This is a genomic window from Marinobacter shengliensis (assembly GCF_030297115.1).
Classification (GTDB): domain Bacteria; phylum Pseudomonadota; class Gammaproteobacteria; order Pseudomonadales; family Oleiphilaceae; genus Marinobacter; species Marinobacter shengliensis.
In genome coordinates this window covers 275,742-294,976 of sequence record NZ_AP028062.1, presented here as the reverse complement: position 1 = coordinate 294,976, position 19,235 = coordinate 275,742, and the positions used below count along the sequence as shown (strand labels likewise).

The window sequence follows — 19,235 nt, the reverse complement described above, 5'->3', positions numbered from 1 at the left end:
CATGATCAGCAACGAACCTCTCCAGCCTGATGACCGGGTTTCCACCGGCCTGAGTGGGCTGGATGAGGTTCTGGATGGCCTTCGAATCGGCGATAACGTGGTCTGGCGGGTTTCCGACCTGGACGACTATCGCCGATTTGTTCTTCCCTTCGTAGACGCCGCTTCTGACGCCGGCCGGCAGATTATCTACCTTCGCTTTGGTGACCATGCCCCGATTATCCGGGACCACCCGTCGGTTCGAACCATCACCATCGATGCCCTCGGTGGCTTTGAAAGCTTTACCAGTCGAGTCTGGCACCTGATCGAACAGCATGGCCGTGGCGCCTTTTATGTCTGCGACAGCCTGAGCGAGCTGCTCAACGCCTGGGCAACCGATGCCATGGTCGGTAATTTCTTCCGGGTGGTGTGCCCGTTTCTGTTTGAACTGGACACCGTGGCCTGGTTTGCCCTGCACCCGGAAAGACACTCCCGGATGACCCTGGACCGGATTCGCCAGACCACCCAGGTGATGATTGATGTGCATCGCCACGGCGATGACGTGCAGATTCATCCGATCAAGGCCTGGCGGCGGCAATCGCCCACCATGTTCCTGCCGCACCGGGAGCATGATGGACAGTTTCAACCCATAACCGACAGCAGTGATGCCACCCGACTGCAAGCCAGCCTGGAGCTTGAACACCTGCACCGCCAGCCCCTGCTGGACTATTGGGACCGATTGTTCCAGGAAGCCAGCCGGGCTTTGTCCGACCAGGACACCAACTGCATCGACGACCTGCAGGAGCAAGTACTGCAGGTAATGATCAGCCGCGATTCCCGGATACTGGAACTGGCACGGCGTTACCTGTCGCTGGAGGACCTGCTGGGCATTCGCAGCCGCCTGGTCGGCAGCGGCTATATCGGCGGCAAGGCCACCGGCATGCTGATTGCTCGCAACATTCTGTTAAAAGATGCCACCGAGCCATGGCAAAGCCAGCTGGAGCCCCACGATTCCAGTTATCTGGGCACCGACGCCTATTACGCTTTCCTGGTCCATAACGGGCTCTGGCCGGCGATCATGCGGCAACGCTCCGGGGAGGGTTACCTGAGTGAGGCGCCCGCGCTCAGAGCCGCGATCCTGGCCGGCAAGTTTCCCCACGAGATACAGGCCGAGCTGGAGCGACTGCTGGACCATTACGGCCAGTACCCTATCCTGGTGCGCTCGTCGAGCCTGCAGGAAGACGGCTTTGGCAATGCTTTTGCGGGCAAATACGACAGTGTGTTCCTGGTCAACCAGGGGGCACCGGAACAACGGCTGTCGGCACTGGAAGACGCAATCCGCCAGGTGTACGCATCATCCATGAGTGAAGATGCCCTGGTGTACCGCAAACAGCGGGGCCTGGACCAGCGGGAAGAGCCCATGGCGCTGCTGATCCAGCGGGTCAACGGGCGGTTTCATGGTCGCTATTACCTGCCCGATGCGGCCGGGGTCGGGGTATCCCGCAATACCTTTGCCTGGGACAGCAGTATGGACCCGGAAGCGGGGATGGTCCGGCTGGTGATGGGCCTGGGCACCCGGGCGGTTGATCGCATTGAAGGCGATCACGCCTGCGTGATGGCGCTGGACCACCCCATGCGCCAGCCGTTCCGCAACCAGGACGAAAGCTACCGGTATTCCCAGCACCTGGTGGATTTGCTGGACCTACAGGATGGAAAGCTCGACACCCGCCCCCTGAGCCAGTTGCTGGAAACCACCAACGATCTGCCCATGGATCACCTGGCCGAGGTGGATCGGGCGGCCAGTACCCGGGCCGAGCAGATTGGCTTGCAAGGCCCGGTGTGGCGGCTGACCTTCCGCCCTTTGGTGCAGCGCACTCCGTTTATCAGCCGGCTGTCGCATCTGCTGCAAACCCTGGAAGCGGGCTACCGGCACCCGGTGGATGTGGAATTCACCCTGCACCTGGACCAACAGGGCAACCCCGCCTTCAACTTGGTGCAATGCCGCCCGCTGGCGACCATCGGCGAGACCGGGCCGGTGGCTCTGCCCGGCGACTTGCCTGAGCGTAAGCTACTGTTCAGTACCCAGGGCCACTTCATGGGCGGCAATATCAACCTGGCCATCGAACGGGTGATCCGGGTCGACGCGTCGGTCTACGCCGGGCTGTCCACCAGCCAGCGCTATGACGTTGCCCGCCGTGTCGGCGAAGCTGTCCGCGCATCCGGTGTGCCCACCCTGCTGATCGGCCCGGGCCGCTGGGGCACCAGCAGCCCGGATCTTGGCGTTCCGGTTCGCTTTGCGGACATTGCCGGGGTCGCCGCCTTGGTCGAGGTCTCAGAAAAGGCCGGCGAGATGGTGCCAGACCTGTCCTACGGTTCTCACTTTTTCCAGGACCTGGTGGAAACCGGCATCGCCTACGCGGCGCTGTTTCCCGACATCCAGCATTGCCGATATCACCCTGAACGCCTGCCCGGGGCCCCGACGCCCACCAGCACCGAATCTGCGGTCAACCGTGCGGTTCAGGTGCATGATCTGCAGGCGCAACACCTGCAACTGACCGGTGATGTGGTGCGCCAGCAACTGGTCTGTTATTTCACCGATTGACCCGTCGCAAACAAACGCCGTTTTCACCACCATGGCCGATGGCATGCTGCTAGAATGCCGTCTATGGAATGGCTCACACACTCTCAAACCGGTTTTCGTCAGGCTGCCCGTTATCTTCTGGGTATGCGGCTGGCCATTATTGCCACGCAACTGGTCGCGATCGCTGTTGCCGAAACCACCGTAACACTGGCCCACCGGGCCGAGGCCCTGATCCTCAGCCTGCTTTATGCCGTTCTGGCCACGCTGGCCTGGCTGTGGTTCAGCCGTAGGCCCCCCGAAACGTTCGCACCGGTCAGCCTGACCCTGGCCACAGATCTGTTCCTGATCGGCTGGTGGCTGTATTTCACCGGCGGCTACACCAACCCCCTGGTGTCCTTGCTGCTGCTGCCCATTGCCGTCGCCATCATTCTGGTCCCCAGCCGCCAGAGCATTGTCCTTACCGTCACCGGCGTTGCGGTGTATACAGCGCTGGTGCTCTGGCACACCCCGGTTATGCATGATCACCACTCGGCAGACCTGGCCAGGCTGCATCTGGTGGGCATGTGGGTGACCTTTGCCCTGACCGCCGCCATTCTGCTACTGGTGGTTGGCACCCTATCCCGCAGGCTAAGGCTGCAACAGTCCCAGCTTTCGCAATTCCGGGAAAACCGTTTGCGGGATGAACAGATCATCGCGCTGGGCCTGTCGTCGGCCGCCGTTGCCCACCGGCTAGGTACCCCGCTGAATACCATGACCCTGTTACTGGACGAAATCCGTTCCCACACCGAAGGCCAGGCCTCCGTGGCTCTGACGGAAGATCTTGACCTGATGGGTCAGCAGTTGAACCTGTGCAGCCAGCATTTGCAGCAACTAACCAAGGCGGCGATTGAAGCCCGCACAGCGCAACTGGAAATACTGACGGTCAAAGACTGGCTCGCCAGGCTGAGGGAGTCGGCCACGCTGTTATGGCCATCAGGGCCGGTTCAATGGCCAGGCGCCCACCCCGACGTCTCGGTGGCCGTGGATGCCACTCTGGACCAGGCGGTGCTCAACCTGCTGGCAAATGCCCTGACAGCGAGCCCGTCCTGGGTCGCCGTCAGAAGTCAGTTGTCGGAATCCGGTCGGGTGGAGGTGGTTGTCGAGGACCAGGGTGACGGCCTGGAAACGGCTCTGCAGGGCACGCCGGGTGAGGACATTGTCGACTCCCACCATGGTCTTGGGGTCGGGTTGTTCCTTTCCAATGCCACGATCCAGAGGCTTGGCGGCAATCTCCGGGCCAAGGCCAGTGAAACAGGCACCACCATGGTCATCGATTTACCGGTTTCCCAGCCCCAAGGCGGGGAGATACAACCATGACGACTCAGGAACTCTGGCTGCTGGTCGACGATGACCAGGCGTTTCTCCAGGTGCTGGCCCGATCCCTGTCTCGCCAGGGCATCGAAACACTCTGCGCCAGCGATGCTGACAGCGCTCTGGAGGCCATCCGTGCCAGGCCGGTGAACCGGTGTGTTCTTGATCTCAACCTGGCCGGGGAAAGTGGCCTGCAACTGTTGCCGGAACTTCTCGAGCAGAAGCCAGATCTGGACGTACTGGTGCTGACTGGTTACGGCAGTATTGCCACGGCGGTGGAAGCCATGCGCCGCGGCGCCGCCAACTACCTGTGCAAGCCGGTTACCGTGAACCAGTTGATGAATGGCTTTGAACCGCTGGACGCACCACCGGACCTGAGGCCCGAACCGCCGTCTGTGGAAGAAATGGAATGGGAACACATCCAGCGCGTGCTGAACGAACACGATGGCAACATTTCCGCCACCGCCCGGGCCCTGAACATGCATCGGCGGACCCTGCAACGCAAACTGCAAAAGCACTCTCGCTGGCGCTAATGAACGGTTGCCGCCGGGTGTGCCCGAAGAATCTCCCCGGAAATTGATATCAATCAACCAGACACCGCTTTGGTCGAATGTCTTAACGGGCCAGATAGTCTAGCATCGTGCCCCGTTGTGAGATTGCAATAAACGGACACACCCTCTCACAGGGAGGAGAGAAACACCCAAGCCACCGTTACCCGGAACACCCGACACATGTCGAATGCCCCTGATTCCAACAATACGTCACCGGAGTTTGACCCCAAGCGCCTGGCACTGGTGGCCTCTGCCACCCGCAATCTGGTGCTCATTCTGGATGCTGGTGGTCGCATCGAATGGGTGAATGCGGCTTTCGAACGTCATACCGGCTTTCACCTCGACACCATAGTTGGAAAGAACCCCGGCGAACTCCTCTACGGGCCGGACACCGACACCGAGACCGTCCGCCGTATTCGCCAACACCTGTTCCGTGGCGAAGTGTTCGAGGAAGACGTTCTCAATTATTCGGCGGATGGCACGCCCTACTGGGTACACACCTACTGTATGCCTGTTGGCGAAAGCGAGGGTGTCGAGCCCGGCTTCGTAGTCATTCAGACCAATATCTCCGACCGGAAGAATAGTGAACGCGGCCTGCGCATCGCCGCCAGCGTGTTTGATCGCAGCCACGAAGCCATTGTCATTACTGATCACTTCAATCGGATTATCGACGTCAACCCGGCTTTCTCCCGCATCACCGGATACAGTCGCCCGGAAGTACTTGGATTGAATCCTTCCATCCTCAGCTCCGGTCGCCACTCCCGCGAATACTACCAGTCCATGTGGACGTCGATTGAGAAGACCGATCACTGGCGAGGCGAAATCTGGAACCGCCGGAAAAGCGGGGAAGAATATGCAGAGCTGCTGTCGATCAGCCGCGTTCACCTTGAAGAGCCGGGGCGTTTCTACCATGTGGCCGCGTTCTCAGATATCACTGCTCTGAAAAATCATGCCAGGGAACTGGACCGCGCCGCCAACTATGACGAGCTGACCGGGCTGCCCAACCGGCAACTGCTGGAAGAGCGTCTTCGCTCGGCCCGCACCCACGCGGATCGTCAGAAGCGGGTGCTGTCCATCTGCTACCTGGACCTGGATGGCTTTAAAGCCATTAACGACCAGCTGGGCCATGGCATCGGCGACCTGGCGCTGCGAGCGACCGCCGAGCGCCTGACCCGCGCCCTACGCAGTGGCGATACCATCGCCCGCATCGGGGGTGATGAATTCGTACTGTTACTGCAAAGCGACAGCCCCGAGGCGGTGTATTCGCGAATACTCGCCAATGTCAGCGAGCCCCTGCAGATTGGTGACCAGACGGTCAACCTGACCGCCAGCCTGGGCGTCACCCTGTATCCGGAGGACGACACCGATGCAGAGGGCCTGATTCGCCATGCCGACCAGGCCATGTATGCCGCCAAAGAGAAGGGCCGGAATCAGTTCCACATTTTCGACCCCGGCCTGGACGCCCATCGCCGGCAGCGCCGGAACCAGTTGATGGAAATATCCCGCGCGCTGGAGAACGAAGAATTCGAACTCTACTTCCAGCCCCAGTTACGCCTGGACGATAGCGAGGTCATTGGGTTTGAGGCGCTGATTCGCTGGAATCATCCGGACAAAGGACTGCTTGGCCCCGGTGAGTTCTTGCCAGCTGTCGCCAACAGCCATCTGGAGATTCCGCTGGGCCAGTGGGTACTCAAGGAAGCCATCCATCAGATGAATCTGTGGCATGAGGCGGACGAATCGCTCGCCGTCAGCATCAACATCAGCGCACCTCACCTGATGGACCGCAGTTTTGCCGATTACCTGGAAAGCTACTTGCACAGCCATCCGGATGTGCGCCCCGGGCAAATCACCCTGGAGGTTCTGGAATCCACCGCGCTGGAAGACACCAAGCGCGCGAGCAATGTGTTGGCTCGCTGCCAGTCCCTGGGGTTACAGGTGGCACTGGACGACTTCGGCACCGGTTTCTCGTCATTAACTTACCTGCGCACCCTGCCGGTGGATGTGATCAAGATCGACCAAAGTTTCGTCCGCAACATGCTCACCGATGCCAGTGACCGCGCGATTGTGGAGAGCGTGATTTTCCTTGCGCAACGCTTCGACCACCCGGTTCTTGCTGAAGGCGTGGAAACCATGGAACATGCTCGCGCCCTGAGGGACATGGGGTGCAATCTGATTCAGGGTTATGGCATCGCCCGCCCAATGCAAGCGAAGGCCTTGCTGCCCTGGCTGGCACAGTGGCGCGATCAGGTGAGCCGACATCACAGCCTGGGCAAACATGAACAAACCTCCGTCCAGGGCGGAGGCATCTGACCGGGCGTTACCGGTATCGTCGCTGATCCAGGGTGCTGAGCCGGTCTGGGTGAAACACCATCAGGCCGGTCACAAAAACGCCGTTCACAAAGCCTTCCGGAATCATGAACAGTGGCAGGTAGCGCAGGTATTCGTGCACCAGGGTCTCGAAGGTATAAACGCCGCTGGACCACAGCATCAGACACATCAGAACACCGGCTGCGGCCACCGACAGCCCGGCACCAAAAAAACCGCAAAAGAAAATGTAGGCAAAGAAGTTGCGGAAATCCCTGCGCCGCTCCCACAGCATGATGGCGTGGGTAACCAGAGCCGGCACCATCACCGTCACCAGGCCGTTGGCGGCAAACATCACCAGAGGCTCGCGGCCGGTAATAACGGTGATCACCAGCGCTAACAGACCGCTGATAACGGCCAACGCCCAGCCAAGCATCAGGGTAATCACGGTGATGCCAAAAATGTGGATGGCCAGCCCGGGCGAGATGCCCGCCCGTAACTGCCAGACAAAGCCCAACACCACCGCCGCACCAAACAGCGAGTGCTGGGTGGCGTTATCTTTCCTCAGCGCCTGCCAATCCACTGAGCGCAAAGCTGCCAGCAACACCAGCACAAAAATCGACGCGGTCAGCAACCACTGGCTGGTTGAAAGCAGATTTTCTGTCATTCCCATCAAAGTCACCGGTTACCAAAGCATCGGATGCGCGGGGCAGTGTTTACTGATACCCCCCGGCCGGTCAATGGGATCACTTGACCCCGGTCACTCCAGGGCAGTACGCCCGGTCAGGGACTGCCAGGCCTCGTAAGTGCTCAGATAGACGTTACCACCGAGGTGCCGGATAAGCTCGGTACCCTTCAGCCGGTCCATCACCGGGCCTTTCACCTCCGACAGGTGCAACCGCACCCCGGCATCGGTCAGCCGCTCATTGATGGCTTCCAGGCTCTCCAGGGCCGACGCATCCACCAGGTTCACCGCCGGGCAGACCAGCACCAGGTCGGTCAGCTCCGGTTCCCGGGTGACCAGATCCATCACTCGCTCTTCAAGAAAGCGGGCATTGGCAAAGTAGAGGCTTTCATCCACCCGCAGGAAGGTCACTTTCGGGCACAGTTCCACGTCGTGGCGCAGAATGTTCCGGAAGTGTTCGGTGCCCGGCACCCGGCCCACCACGGCACTGTGGGGTCGGCTGGTGCGGTACAGAAACAGACCGATCGACAGGGCAACACCGGCAATGATTCCCGCCTCAACGCTGTGAACCAGAGTCAGCACAATGGTTGCCAGCATGGCGCCGAAATCCGTCCGTGAATACCGGAAGGTGCGGCCCAGCGCTGGCAGGTCGATCAGCGTGGCAACCGCCACGATGATCGTGGCCGCCAACGTGGCCTGGGGCAGCCAGGCGATGGCCGGGGTCAGGAACAACGTGGCCAGGGCAATGCCGACCGCCGTATAAGCACCGGCCGCCGGAGTTTCCGCGCCGGCATCAAAGTTCACCACCGAACGGGAAAAGCCTCCGGTCACCGGCATCCCACCGGAGAGCCCGGAGCCCAGGTTCGCAGTGCCCAGGCCGATCAACTCCTGATCCGGATCGATTCTCTGGCGCCGTTTCGCCGCCAGGGTCTGGCCCACCGACACCGATTCCACAAACCCAACCACACTGATCAGCAGGGCACTGACCGCCAACTGCGACCAGATCGCCATATCCAGTGTGGGCATGGTAAATGAGGGCAATCCTGCCGGAACCTCGCCCACCAGGCGAACGCCTTTTTCGTCCAGATTCAGCCACCAGGCAATCAGCGTGGTCACCACCACCGCCAGAATCGGAGCGGTTTTGGTGATGATATCTGCGCTTCTGTTGGCCAGGCCCAGCCGGACCAGCAATGGCTTCAGAAATTCTCGGGACCACAGCAGGAATGCCAGCGCGCCAACCCCCACCAGCAAGGTAGGTATGTTGGTTTCCGGCAGGGATGCCAGCAAGGAGCCCGCAATTTCCCACAGGTTATGGCCCGAGGCCTGGATTCCAAACACGTGTTTGAGCTGACTCGCCGCAATCACGATACCCGAGGCCGTAATAAAACCGGAGATGACCGGATGGCTGAGGAAATTCGCCAGGAAGCCAAGCCGCAGGATGCCCATCACCGTCAGCATCAGGCCGGACATCACCGCAATCAATACGGCACCGGCAATGTACTCCGGTGTTCCCATGTCCGCCAGCGGCGCCAGGGCCGCCGCCGTCATCAACGAGACCACCGCCACCGGGCCCACCGACAAGGTCCTGCTGGTGCCGAACACCGCATACACCACCAGCGGCAGAATACTGGCGTACAGCCCGACCTGCGCCGGCAACCCCGCCAGCAAAGCGTAAGCCAGCGACTGGGGAATCAGCATGACGGTCACAATCACCGCCGCGACCAGATCACTGGTCGCCTGATCACGACTGTACTTTGGCGCCCATTGCAGAACAGGCAGGTAATGTTTGAGGTTCATGCCGGGCTCAGAACCGGTTAACCGGAACTTTCAGGTACACCTGGCCGTTATCCTCAGCCGGCGGCATGTGACCGGCGCGCATGTTCACCTGCACCGAAGGCAGGATGAGCCGGGGCATGTCCAGAGTGGCATCACGCTCGGTACGCATTCTGACAAATTCGTCCTCTGAAATTCCCTCATGTACATGCACGTTGGCCTCGCGCTGTTCCGCGACCGTGGTCATGTGATGGTACTCATCGCGACCAGGCGCCTTGTAATCGTGGCACAGGAAAATCCGGGTCTCGGCCGGCAACGACAGTACTTTCTGGATTGACCGGTACAGGGTACGGGCATCACCACCGGGGAAGTCGCAGCGCGCGGTGCCGTAATCCGGCATAAACAGGGTATCGCCAACGAAAGCGGCGTCGCCAATTACATAGGTCAAGCAAGCGGGCGTGTGGCCCGGAGTGTGCAGAACCCGACCTTCCAGGTTGCCGATGGCGAAGGTATCTCCCTCTTCGAACAGCTGGTCAAACTGGCTGCCGTCACGAGCGAACTCCGTGCCGGCATTGAACGCTTTGCCAAAGATTTCCTGAACATCGACGATTTTCGCGCCAATACCTGTCTTGCCACCCAGTTTCTCGTGCAAGTACGGGGCAGCCGAAAGATGATCGGCGTGCACGTGGGTTTCCAGAATCCACTCTACGGTCAGGTTGTTGGCGCGAACGTACTGAATAATGTCGTCAGCCGAACGCACGTCGGTACGGCCTGCGGCGTAGTCGAAATCCAGCACGGAATCGAGGATGGCGCAAGCCTGGCTGTCAGGGTCACGCACCACGTAACTGAACGTGTTGGTGGGCTCGTCGAAAAAATGCTGAACGATGGGCTGTGTCATGGTATTCACCTCTGAGATCTGCCGATCACTAATCTTATGATCTAAGAATATACCAAATGGATATATGAGGTGAAATGCTGTTTTCTTATATGCGTGATAATCCCGATGCATCGACCAGGCAGTCCCGACCACCCTGCTTGGCCTGGTACAACCGCTGGTCCGCAAGCCCAATCAATGCGTGGGGGCTGGCCGGTTCCTCGGTAAGCTCCGCCACACAGACAGAACCAGCACTTACCGTGATCCCGAAAGTCTCGCCACCAATCGCAAACTTTTCCGCCCTGACGGCGTGCATGATTCGCTCCACCAATGGCTGAACATTCGAATCTGCCATTTCGGTAAAAACCACGAGAAATTCCTCGCCTCCATATCGCGAAATCACATCGGTATTCCGCGTGTTCGCGAGAAGCAGTTCGGCAAATCGCACCAACACCTGGTCCCCGGCCAGGTGGCCCAGGTTATCGTTAATCCGTTTAAAGTGATCGATGTCAAACATCGCCAGGCAAAAACGTTCACCATGACGACTGCAGGTAGCCAGCACCTCATCCAGCCTGGGCATTAAGTAGCGACGGTTGTGAAGGCCGGTGAGAGGGTCACGAATCGACTGGTTCAGCAAATCTTCCTCCAGACGATTGCGCTCAAGGGCACCGGACAAAAGCCCGGAGACAATGATCAGAAGGTCTGCCATATCCTGCCGCCAAGGTCGATGCGATAACGAATCAACGCCAAAAAAGCCCATTACCTGGCCACGTATCCAGATTGGCACGCAGAACATGGAACTCACGCCCTGCAACTCCAACAGGGAACGTTCGTTGTTGGCCTCGGGCGGCAACTGATTGACGTCTTCAATAAAAACCACCTGATTCTGGTTTTTCATCGCGTTGATTTGCGCTTGCCACCACTGGAAGTCCTCGATTGACACGTTTTGCTGATCCGCCATCAGGGAAGCCACCCCCGGCGCGCACCATTCGTGGGTATTGGTCATCGTCAGGTGATCTTGCGAAAACCCATAGACATAGGCTCGATCAATGCCAAAAAAGCCACCAATGGAGCGGAGCAACTCGTCGATGCACTCGTCGATCGAACCAAATCCGAGCTGGATAAATTCTCCGGACAACCGGGCAATCAGCTTCTGAAAACCCGCCTGAAACTGGAACTCCGCTTCGCTGTCCCGCAGGATCTGCTCCAGTTCTTTGTAGTGCTGAATGTTGTGGAACTGACCATACCAGATGGTACTGCCATCGGGTTGGCGCTCCGGCACCGAATGGGCCTCAAACCACTGATACTGGCCATCCAGCAACTTCAGACGCGCCCGGTAACACCAGGGCTCCAGAGTCTGCGCCGAGTGCACAATACTGTTGGCCACCCCGGTCGCGTCCTCCGGGTGAATTACCGAGAATACTGCTCTGGCGTCTTCGTTAAGCAGGGCGGGTTCAATGCCGAACAGGTCCTGTACCTGATCACTGACATAGGGGTAACGGTGGGACTGACCATCCGGGCTGAGCCAATAGGTAAACAGGATTCCCGGAACTCCTGATGCCAATTTCCGGAAGAAATGAGCCGGCATTCGGTCTGGCTGGCCTGCCCCATAATTGCTCGCCATGAATGACCTGTCTCCCTAGCATTTGCACTCTTACGTAATGACGAGTGTAGCCCAGCCAGACAGGCGCCGCGACCAGCGATCACAGATTATTCAAGCGTGCCTCTGCCTCTGCCCGGCGGCCCTGGTCAGCCACCTCACGACCGGGCCTGCCGGGTGCCATCAATACTCTTTCCAGGTAAATGCGGGCACGTTGGGGCTCGCCCTGATCCAGCAGAAAATCCCCGAAGAAGTAATTGGCATCAATACCGTCGGGATTGATGGCCAGCGACTTTTGCAGGTACTTCCGCGCCTTGCCATCATCCCCGAACCCCAGCGGCCAGCCCGGCACCTGATAGTACAGACTGCCGAGCGACGTGTAAGCGGAGCCATCCAACGCTTCCGGGTCGATGTCGAGGGCCGCTTCCAGTGAGGCCCGGGCTTGCTTTACCAGCCCGAGGGCGCCGAGGCCGCCTTTGGCACCGGCGTAGGTGCTGAGCACAATACCCTGCCAGATCAGCGGTTCGGCACGGCCCGGGTAGCGGCCAACAAAGGCTTCGGCCTCAGCGGCCAGCTTCTCGAATACTTTCTCTTTGTCCCTGTCCTGAACCTGATATTGAATTTCGGCCCAGCGCTGCTGGATTTGCGCCAGCTCAATTTCAACATCCTGCGCCCACAGTGGCATAGCCGCCACAGAGACCAGCACCAGAATCATCCACTTCATCACACCACTCCTGAATCCAGAAAGCGCCGGATTACCGGCAGTTGTTTCAACATGGCTTTATCCACAATCTTCGGCAGGATGCCGTTGAGTACCACAAACAGTTTTTCCGGCCAGCCTAGAAAACGCCGGCGCTCATCTTTTTCCATGGCTTGAAGAATCTGGGCTGCGACGGCTTCCGGTGCGTCCATGGCATTGCCCAGGGCACGGTTCAGCTCGTTCACCGGCGCCGGGTTCATGGCTGTGGCGGTGGCTCTGGGCGCCACATACACCACCTGTACCGGGGTATCCGCCAGCTCCCGGCGCAGGGATTCGCTGAAGCCGCGCAGGCCGAACTTGCTGGCGCAATAGGCGGTGTAGCCGGGAAATCCGATACTGCCAAAGGTGGAGCCGACAAACACCAGCGCGCCCATCCCTGCTTTGCGGAAACGAGGCGCAAAATGCCGGGCCACCAGCATGGCGGAACGCAGGTTGACCATAAGCTGGGCATCCAGGTCACTGACCGCCATGGTATCCAGCGCCGCAAACCGGTTCTGGCCGGCGCAATGAATCACCCCATCAATATCGGGATACACCTCGCTCAACTGTTGCAGCTGTTGATCCAGCTTCGGGCTGGCCAGCTCCAGGTGCACCGGAGAAACGCCCGCACGCTTTTCCAGCCGCTCCGGATGCCGGGTAGCGACGATCACCCGGGCACCGCATTCCACCAGCGGCCCGATCAGGGCCTGGCCAATGCCGCCGGTGCCGCCCAGCAGCAAAAAGGTACGGTCATGCAGCCTCATGGCGCTGCTCCTTGCCACGTGCCGGCAGCGGAATGCTGTGCAGCATGTCGCCGTACAGGCGGTACACCATTTGGGCTGCGTCAATAATGGCCTGCTGGTCGTCCGGGTCGGTGATGTCGTTCATCAGGTTGCGGAAGAACTCGAAGTGTTCCTGGTCCAGGGCGCCGTGGGAGTATAGGTAGCTAAACGCCTGGTCCGGCAGGCCCAGCTGCTTCTGGATGGCTTCACCCAGCGGCGTGGCCAGCTCAATGGAAGTGCCTTCCAGTACCTGAACCATGCCAAAAAACGCCGCCGGGTTACCCCGCTGGATGCGGTCGTACAGGTAGGCCACCATCAACTCGATGGAGGTATCGGGCTGGCCATGGCGAATGGCTTCTTTGTCTTCACCGCAGGCTTCAAGATCGTTGAGGATCCACTCGTGGTGGCCGTATTCTTCCTCGATGTATTCCACCAGCGCCTTACGCACGAACTCCAGCCGCTCGGGCAGCCGGCCACCGCAGGCCATCATCAGCGGTACCGTGTGTTTGACGTGGTGGTAGGCCTGTGTCAGGAACCAGGTGTATCCGTCAAGATCAAAGCGACCCTCACGGATAGCCTGAATCACCGGGGCACCGGTGACATGGGCCCGGGCCTGTTCGGTTTCGGATTGCAGTCGGTCAAAAAATGCCATGTTGGAGTCTCCTGGCGTTGAAAACTGGGTAGTTACGGGTTGTGAAGAGGCGCTTGATGGCGCCGAGAGGTTCATGAACAGGGGGAAGCCTTCCGCCAAAAGCATGGGCAGGTCGGCCTGAATCTGGTGCCGCACCGGGCGGCCGTTGGCGGTGATATGTCCTTCGGCCTGAGTGAGCGGTTGCCGGCGCAGGTATACCGCCTGCAGGCGGGCATAGTCGGGCAATCCGGCATTGAGCTGCGCCAGGGCCTGACGCACAGCCTCGGGGCTACGACCATCCCGGATGACCAACAGGGCCAGGGGCTGGGGCTCTCCGTCACCGAACACCACGGCCTGGGTAGCGCCCACGGCCTGTATCAACTCGCTTTCCAGCCATTCCGGGCTGATGTTACGGCAGAAACTGGTAATGATCAGGTTCTTGGCCCGGCCGTTAACGCCCAGGAATCCGCCCGGGCCTGTGGCTCCAAGATCGCCGGTGTCCAACCAGCCATCATGCTCCGGCTCATCTCCCAGGTAACCCAGGTGGGTATTGCCCTGCACCAGAATCCGCTGGTCGCTATCCACACGAACCTGCACGTGATTCAGCGGCAGGCCTACGGTGCCCTCGCACTCGCAACCCGGCGCATTCAGCGCCACCACCGAGCCACACTCAGACAAGCCATAGCCTTCGTACAGCGGCAAACCAGCCGCCCGGCCCCGAGCCAGCAAATCCGTCGATACCCGGCCGCCACCAACAGCCAGGAAGCGGAAACCGCCAGCCAACAATTGGCCCTGCTCAGCGGCATTGACCAGCGCCATCGCAAGCTCTGGCACCAGAATCACTGAATGCGGCTGAAACCGGTTAAGGGCGAGGGCAAGCTGGCCCACGTCCAACCCGCTGCTGCCGGTCATGCCCAGGGTTTTCAGCGGCATAACCGTCACTGTGGCGCCTATCAGCAAGGGCAGGTAAACCCCGGCAATGTTTTCCAGCAGGGTGGCCAGCGGCAGGATGCACAGGTGCTTCTGCAGATCCACACCCTCGAGCCGTTGCTGCAGGGCACACGCGGTAGCGACCATTTGCCCGGCAGACAGGCATACGCCCTTCGGCGTGCCGGTGCTGCCGGAGGTGAAGGTGATCTTGGCGGTTTGCTCCGGCATCCAGGCGGCTCCCGGAAAAACCGACAAACGGCGCAGCCAGACTCCCTGTCCAATGGTCTCCGCGTGTTCTGCCTCAGCGCTGAATAGCAGGGCATCCAGCCCGGCCCTCTGGATCAGGTGCTCAGTCTGGCTATTGGAAAAAAACACCGGCACCGGCACACACACCACCCCAGCCATCAGGCAGGCGAGATCGGCCACTACCCAGGCCGGTGTGTTGTCGCCACACAGCCCGATACGTTTGACGCCGAGATTCCGCAACTGTTCAGCCAACGCCCCGGCAGCCTGCCACATCTGCCGGTAACTTAGTTGCACATCCGGCCCGCGCAGGGCGATGCGCCCGGGGTGCAGATCAACACGGGCCTGCAGCCGTTCAGGCAAGGCGGCCATAGGCACCTCCCAGGTCCGGCTGGCTTTTGATTTCTGTCGGGACAACCGGCTGTACCAACTTCAGTAAGCCCACCTCACGCAGTGCTGACATACCTTCGGCCACACGAATGGTCATCACCACCGGATGGTGGTCGTAATAGCGGCCCCAACCGGCGCCGCCATCCGGTAGCTTTGAAGGATCAGCATTTGCCAGCACCTGGGTGGCGATTCCGAGACGATGGAAGCTGTTACGCAACTGATCGGTGCCGGTGCACACCACCCAGTCATAGCCCGCGGAATCCAACCAGACCGACAGAGAGGCAAACAGATAGCGGCTCACTCCGGCTTCCACCCCAGCCAGGTGGGCAATTTCGGCGATCCGGTGGCGTTCGGTTCCTGACTCCGGCATCAACGATTGCACTGGCACCGACAGGTAGTCCTCCAGGAACAGCTTGTCGGCGCCGGCATTACGCACGCCCACCGCTGCCATCAGGCTGCCCTGAGCCGTGGTCAACGCCAGCAGAGAGGGAATACGCAACTTCGGCTCGGCTCCGTACGCCTGCAGGAAACGGCGACGGATAAATTCCGCCACCGTCGTCGCCATGGCGCTTTGCGGGGCGATTTCACTGAACCACCTGCCGGCGCACCTCAGCACCGGTGTAACCGCCGGGGAATCGGGCGGGCAGCAGGTAGACATCGTCAGCGGATCTGTCATCAGGTTTCTCCAACAGCCGGGCAAGGCCCATGGGTTACGACTGTCAGAGTATTGTCAGAGCCTTAAACCTCCCTTAAGACGACACGCAAGAATTCTTAAGCTCGGCTTAAGGTTTCTGTGGCAAACTCGTTTTCAGATATCAGAACGGGGCTCGTGAATGCGCATACTGTTGGTGGAAGATGACCACTCCCTTGCCCGCACCATGCTCAATATGCTGCGGGAAGACCAGAACACGGTGGACTGGCTGGATGATGGCCAGCAGGCCCTGAATGCCCTGCTGCAGGAACACTTTGACTTGGCCATTCTGGACCTGACCCTGCCGCGGATGGACGGCCTGGACATTGTCCGGAACATCCGCCAGCAGGGTAACCAAACCCCGGTCATCATCCTCACTGCACGGGCAGATCTGAACGAAAAGCTCCAGGGACTCGACGCCGGGGCCGATGACTACCTGACCAAACCCTTCGCCATGGCCGAACTGAAAGCCCGGATTCGAGCGGTGACCCGCCGTGGTGCCGCAACCAGCCCCTCCACGGGGCTGACGGTAGGGCGCCTGACCCTGAATCCGGAGAACGGCCATTTGATCGTTGACGGCGAATCCATCACCTTGCCCCGCAGCGAGTTCCAGATTCTGCATTACCTGATGCGCAACCCGGACCAGGTGGCTACCCGGCGCCGGCTGGAGGAACAGCTTTACGGCTGGGAGGCGGGGGCGGAGAGCAATGCCCTGGAGGTGCATATCCATCATCTGCGCCGACGGATTGGCAAGGCAGCCATCCGAACCGTACGGGGTGTAGGCTACCTACTCGACAGCCAGGCCGCCGCGGAGCCCGCATGTCTCTGACCCGTACCTTGACTCTGCTGGTTACATCCGCCGTGCTGCTGATCGCCCTGATCGCCGCCGGCTGGAGCTATGTTGAGAGTAACCACGAGTTGGAAGAACTGTTCGACGCGGAGCTGGCCCAAAGCACCCGGATCGTGCAGGGGCTGATCCGGCACCTGGCCGACAGCCAATCACTGGAACAGCTTTCTGACACCCTTGAAGAAACCCTGCAGCTTCCCGGGCTTGGCCTGACCGAAGCAGAGCTTGAGTCAGACCGGGATGAGATCCTGCCGGATGGAGCCGGCCACAAGTACGAGAAAAAACTGGCTTTTGAGGTTTGGACTCCCGGAGGCTCCCCGTTGCTGGACACCTTGAATGCCGACGATTCTTTAGGCCTTACACCCGGCTATACCTGGGCCGAATCTACCGGTTATCGGTGGCGCACCTTTACCCTGCAGGACCCGGACACCGGATTCTGGATACGCGCCGCGCAACGTGAGGATATCCGCGAAGAACTGAGCCAGGAGTTGGCGCTGGGCAATATCCTGCCTCTATTGCTGGCCCTGCCATTGCTGGCATTAGCGGTAATAGCCGCCATACAGATCAGTTTCCGCCCCCTGCGCCGGCTGGAAAAGCCCGTTCGCAACATGGCCCCGGAACGCATCCACCCCCTGGACGACCGGCAGGCTCCCAAGGAAGTTGCCGGGCTGGTTCAGGCCGTCAACGGTTTGCTGAAACGGCTAAACCAGGCACTGGAGCGTGAGCGCCGGTTCTCCGCCGACGCCGCCCACGAGCTACGCACACCGCTGACCGTGCTTCGGCTGAACCTGGAAAAAGCCTGCGAGCAAAACCCCGAACAATTCAGCGAACTGATCGGTGCCGTGGACAGGATGGTTCACCTGGTAGAACAGATGTTGCTACTGAGCCGGGTAGACGCGGGCACCGACTCAATGCCGGACATTCACAACCTGCCAGAATTGCTGGAACAGAGCATCGCGGATATTGCCCCGCTGGCCCTGAAAAAGCACATCGAGCCGGAACTGGATGATAAAACCAGCGGCAATGGCCTGGTTCGATGCCACAGCACGTTGATCAACACCCTGATGCGTACCGTGCTGGCTAATGCCATCCAGTACAGCCCAGCACATACCGTGATTTCCATCCAGCTGGTGCCGGCGGGCGAAGGTTATGCCATTTCGGTATGCGACCAGGGACCAGGCATACCCTCAAAGGAGCGGGAGCGCGCTCTGAGCAGGTTTGTAAGACTGGATCAACGCGCAGGTGGCGGAGCGGGCTTGGGCCTGGCGATTGCCCGACGTATTGCTGAACTCCATGGCGGCCAGTTGACGCTGTTAGATAGAGCAGATGGACACCCCGGACTCTGTGTACACGTTTGGCTGCCTGCCTCAAGCGACCTCATTCACACGCCGTCCTGACTCTGTCACTTTCTCCCGACCAGCAAACGTCCGTACAAGGCAGCACTTCATGGCGCTCTAAAGTACAATGGCGCTTTGGCTCAAACATGGAGGCGCCCTTTGCCCCTTAGGTCACGCGTTGCCCATGAATGGCAAGCCTTCTGGCTGGCTATCGGCTTCCTTACACGCATCCCCATGCTCGTGCGGATTGACTACTCCCAGCGCCTCATGAATCAGAGCAGCACCTATTTTCCCCTAGTGGGCCTTCTGCTCGGATTGGTCTATTGCGCCGCCTTCTTTCTGTTTTCACTGATCGCCAGCCCAGTGGTCGCCATTATCCTGGTGGTTATTCTGCACCTGTTTATCACCGGAGCTTTTCACGAGGACGGTCTGGCGGACAGTGTTGACGCTCTCGGCGGGGGTTATACCTTAGAAAAACGGCTGGCGATCATGAAGGACAGCCGCATTGGTACCTATGGCACGGTGGCGCTGGTGATGGCCTTGCTGCTAAAAGTGGCCCTGCTGGCCGATGCCCAATTGATCTGGCTCGCGTTGCTGGTGTCACCTGCGGTTTCCCGCCTGACACCCCTGGTGTTGATGGCTTGCCTGCCCTATGTCACCGATCCTGACAAAAGCAAATCCAAACCGGTGGCGGACGGTTTCTCCCGCAGCCGGTTGTTGGCGGCGGCCGGCTTTGTAATGTTGCTTACAGCGGGGTTATCACTCTGGCAGCCGTTGCTTATTCCCGCGACCGTCACTGCCGTACTTCTGGCTGCCCTGCTCTGGGGAGGCTATCTGCGCAGGCAGCTTGGCGGCTATACAGGCGATACCCTGGGCGCGGCCGTCGTCTTAAGTGAACTGGTGCTATTGCTGTTTCTGTAGTCTCAGGCGGTCATTGATTCTGGGCAATGC

15 protein-coding genes are annotated in these 19,235 nt (G+C 60.0%); 7 read left to right on the top strand and 8 right to left on the bottom strand.

What is annotated here, in order from left to right:
* Position 1: 1 nt before the first annotated feature.
* The 4 genes from QUE75_RS01280 (at position 2) to QUE75_RS01265 (ending at position 6,768) form a co-directional block, all read left to right on the top strand.
* A complete protein-coding gene (locus tag QUE75_RS01280) occupies positions 2-2,578 on the top strand; it encodes a PEP/pyruvate-binding domain-containing protein (protein WP_286253122.1) in 2,577 nt (858 codons plus the stop codon).
* A 63-nt stretch (positions 2,579-2,641) separates the two neighbouring features.
* Complete coding sequence (locus QUE75_RS01275) at positions 2,642-3,913, top strand: sensor histidine kinase (RefSeq protein WP_286253120.1); 1,272 nt, start codon at positions 2,642-2,644, stop codon at positions 3,911-3,913.
* The gene (locus QUE75_RS01270; protein WP_061331207.1) at positions 3,910-4,440 is read left to right on the top strand and encodes a response regulator transcription factor; all 531 of its coding nucleotides are present in this window, start codon (positions 3,910-3,912) and stop codon (positions 4,438-4,440) included. The genes QUE75_RS01275 and QUE75_RS01270 overlap by 4 nt, the downstream gene beginning before the upstream one ends.
* Before the next feature lie 198 nt (positions 4,441-4,638).
* Positions 4,639-6,768, top strand: coding sequence for a putative bifunctional diguanylate cyclase/phosphodiesterase (locus tag QUE75_RS01265; protein ID WP_286253118.1), 2,130 nt, complete (start codon positions 4,639-4,641; stop codon positions 6,766-6,768).
* A 7-nt stretch (positions 6,769-6,775) separates the two neighbouring features.
* Here QUE75_RS01265 and QUE75_RS01260 read toward each other — a convergent pair whose 3' ends face one another.
* The 8 genes from QUE75_RS01260 to QUE75_RS01225 all read right to left on the bottom strand — a co-directional run bounded on the left by QUE75_RS01260 (position 6,776) and on the right by QUE75_RS01225 (position 16,085).
* Complete coding sequence (locus QUE75_RS01260) at positions 6,776-7,435, bottom strand: energy-coupling factor ABC transporter permease (protein WP_061331209.1); 660 nt, start codon at positions 7,433-7,435, stop codon at positions 6,776-6,778.
* Between the two features lie 87 nt (positions 7,436-7,522).
* The gene (locus QUE75_RS01255) at positions 7,523-9,244 is read right to left on the bottom strand and encodes a SulP family inorganic anion transporter (protein ID WP_061331210.1); all 1,722 of its coding nucleotides are present in this window, start codon (positions 9,242-9,244) and stop codon (positions 7,523-7,525) included.
* Between the two features lie 7 nt (positions 9,245-9,251).
* Complete coding sequence (locus QUE75_RS01250; protein ID WP_061331211.1) at positions 9,252-10,118, bottom strand: MBL fold metallo-hydrolase; 867 nt, start codon at positions 10,116-10,118, stop codon at positions 9,252-9,254.
* Between the two features lie 85 nt (positions 10,119-10,203).
* Positions 10,204-11,718: a sensor domain-containing diguanylate cyclase gene (locus tag QUE75_RS01245; protein WP_286253112.1), complete on the bottom strand. Its 1,515-nt coding sequence runs from the start codon at positions 11,716-11,718 to the stop codon at positions 10,204-10,206.
* Between the two features lie 79 nt (positions 11,719-11,797).
* Positions 11,798-12,418: a tetratricopeptide repeat protein gene (locus QUE75_RS01240; RefSeq protein WP_286253110.1), complete on the bottom strand. Its 621-nt coding sequence runs from the start codon at positions 12,416-12,418 to the stop codon at positions 11,798-11,800.
* The gene (locus QUE75_RS01235; RefSeq protein WP_286253109.1) at positions 12,418-13,197 is read right to left on the bottom strand and encodes an SDR family oxidoreductase; all 780 of its coding nucleotides are present in this window, start codon (positions 13,195-13,197) and stop codon (positions 12,418-12,420) included. The genes QUE75_RS01240 and QUE75_RS01235 overlap by 1 nt, the downstream gene beginning before the upstream one ends.
* Complete coding sequence (locus tag QUE75_RS01230; RefSeq protein WP_286253107.1) at positions 13,184-15,391, bottom strand: AMP-binding protein; 2,208 nt, start codon at positions 15,389-15,391, stop codon at positions 13,184-13,186. Before QUE75_RS01230 ends, QUE75_RS01235 begins: the two co-directional genes overlap by 14 nt.
* Positions 15,375-16,085, bottom strand: coding sequence for a thermostable hemolysin (locus QUE75_RS01225; protein WP_286253106.1), 711 nt, complete (start codon positions 16,083-16,085; stop codon positions 15,375-15,377). The genes QUE75_RS01230 and QUE75_RS01225 overlap by 17 nt, the downstream gene beginning before the upstream one ends.
* A 157-nt stretch (positions 16,086-16,242) precedes the next feature.
* On the opposite strand from QUE75_RS01225, the gene QUE75_RS01220 reads away from it, so the two are divergent.
* The 3 genes from QUE75_RS01220 to cobS all read left to right on the top strand — a co-directional run bounded on the left by QUE75_RS01220 (position 16,243) and on the right by cobS (position 19,205).
* A complete protein-coding gene (locus QUE75_RS01220) occupies positions 16,243-16,929 on the top strand; it encodes a response regulator transcription factor (protein WP_061331216.1) in 687 nt (228 codons plus the stop codon).
* Positions 16,920-18,344, top strand: coding sequence for an ATP-binding protein (locus QUE75_RS01215; RefSeq protein ID WP_061331217.1), 1,425 nt, complete (start codon positions 16,920-16,922; stop codon positions 18,342-18,344). Before QUE75_RS01220 ends, QUE75_RS01215 begins: the two co-directional genes overlap by 10 nt.
* 99 nt (positions 18,345-18,443) lie before the next feature.
* Positions 18,444-19,205 (top strand): adenosylcobinamide-GDP ribazoletransferase, encoded by a 762-nt coding sequence (cobS, locus tag QUE75_RS01210; RefSeq protein ID WP_082780509.1) that lies wholly within the window; start codon positions 18,444-18,446, stop codon positions 19,203-19,205.
* Positions 19,206-19,235 lie beyond the last annotated feature (30 nt).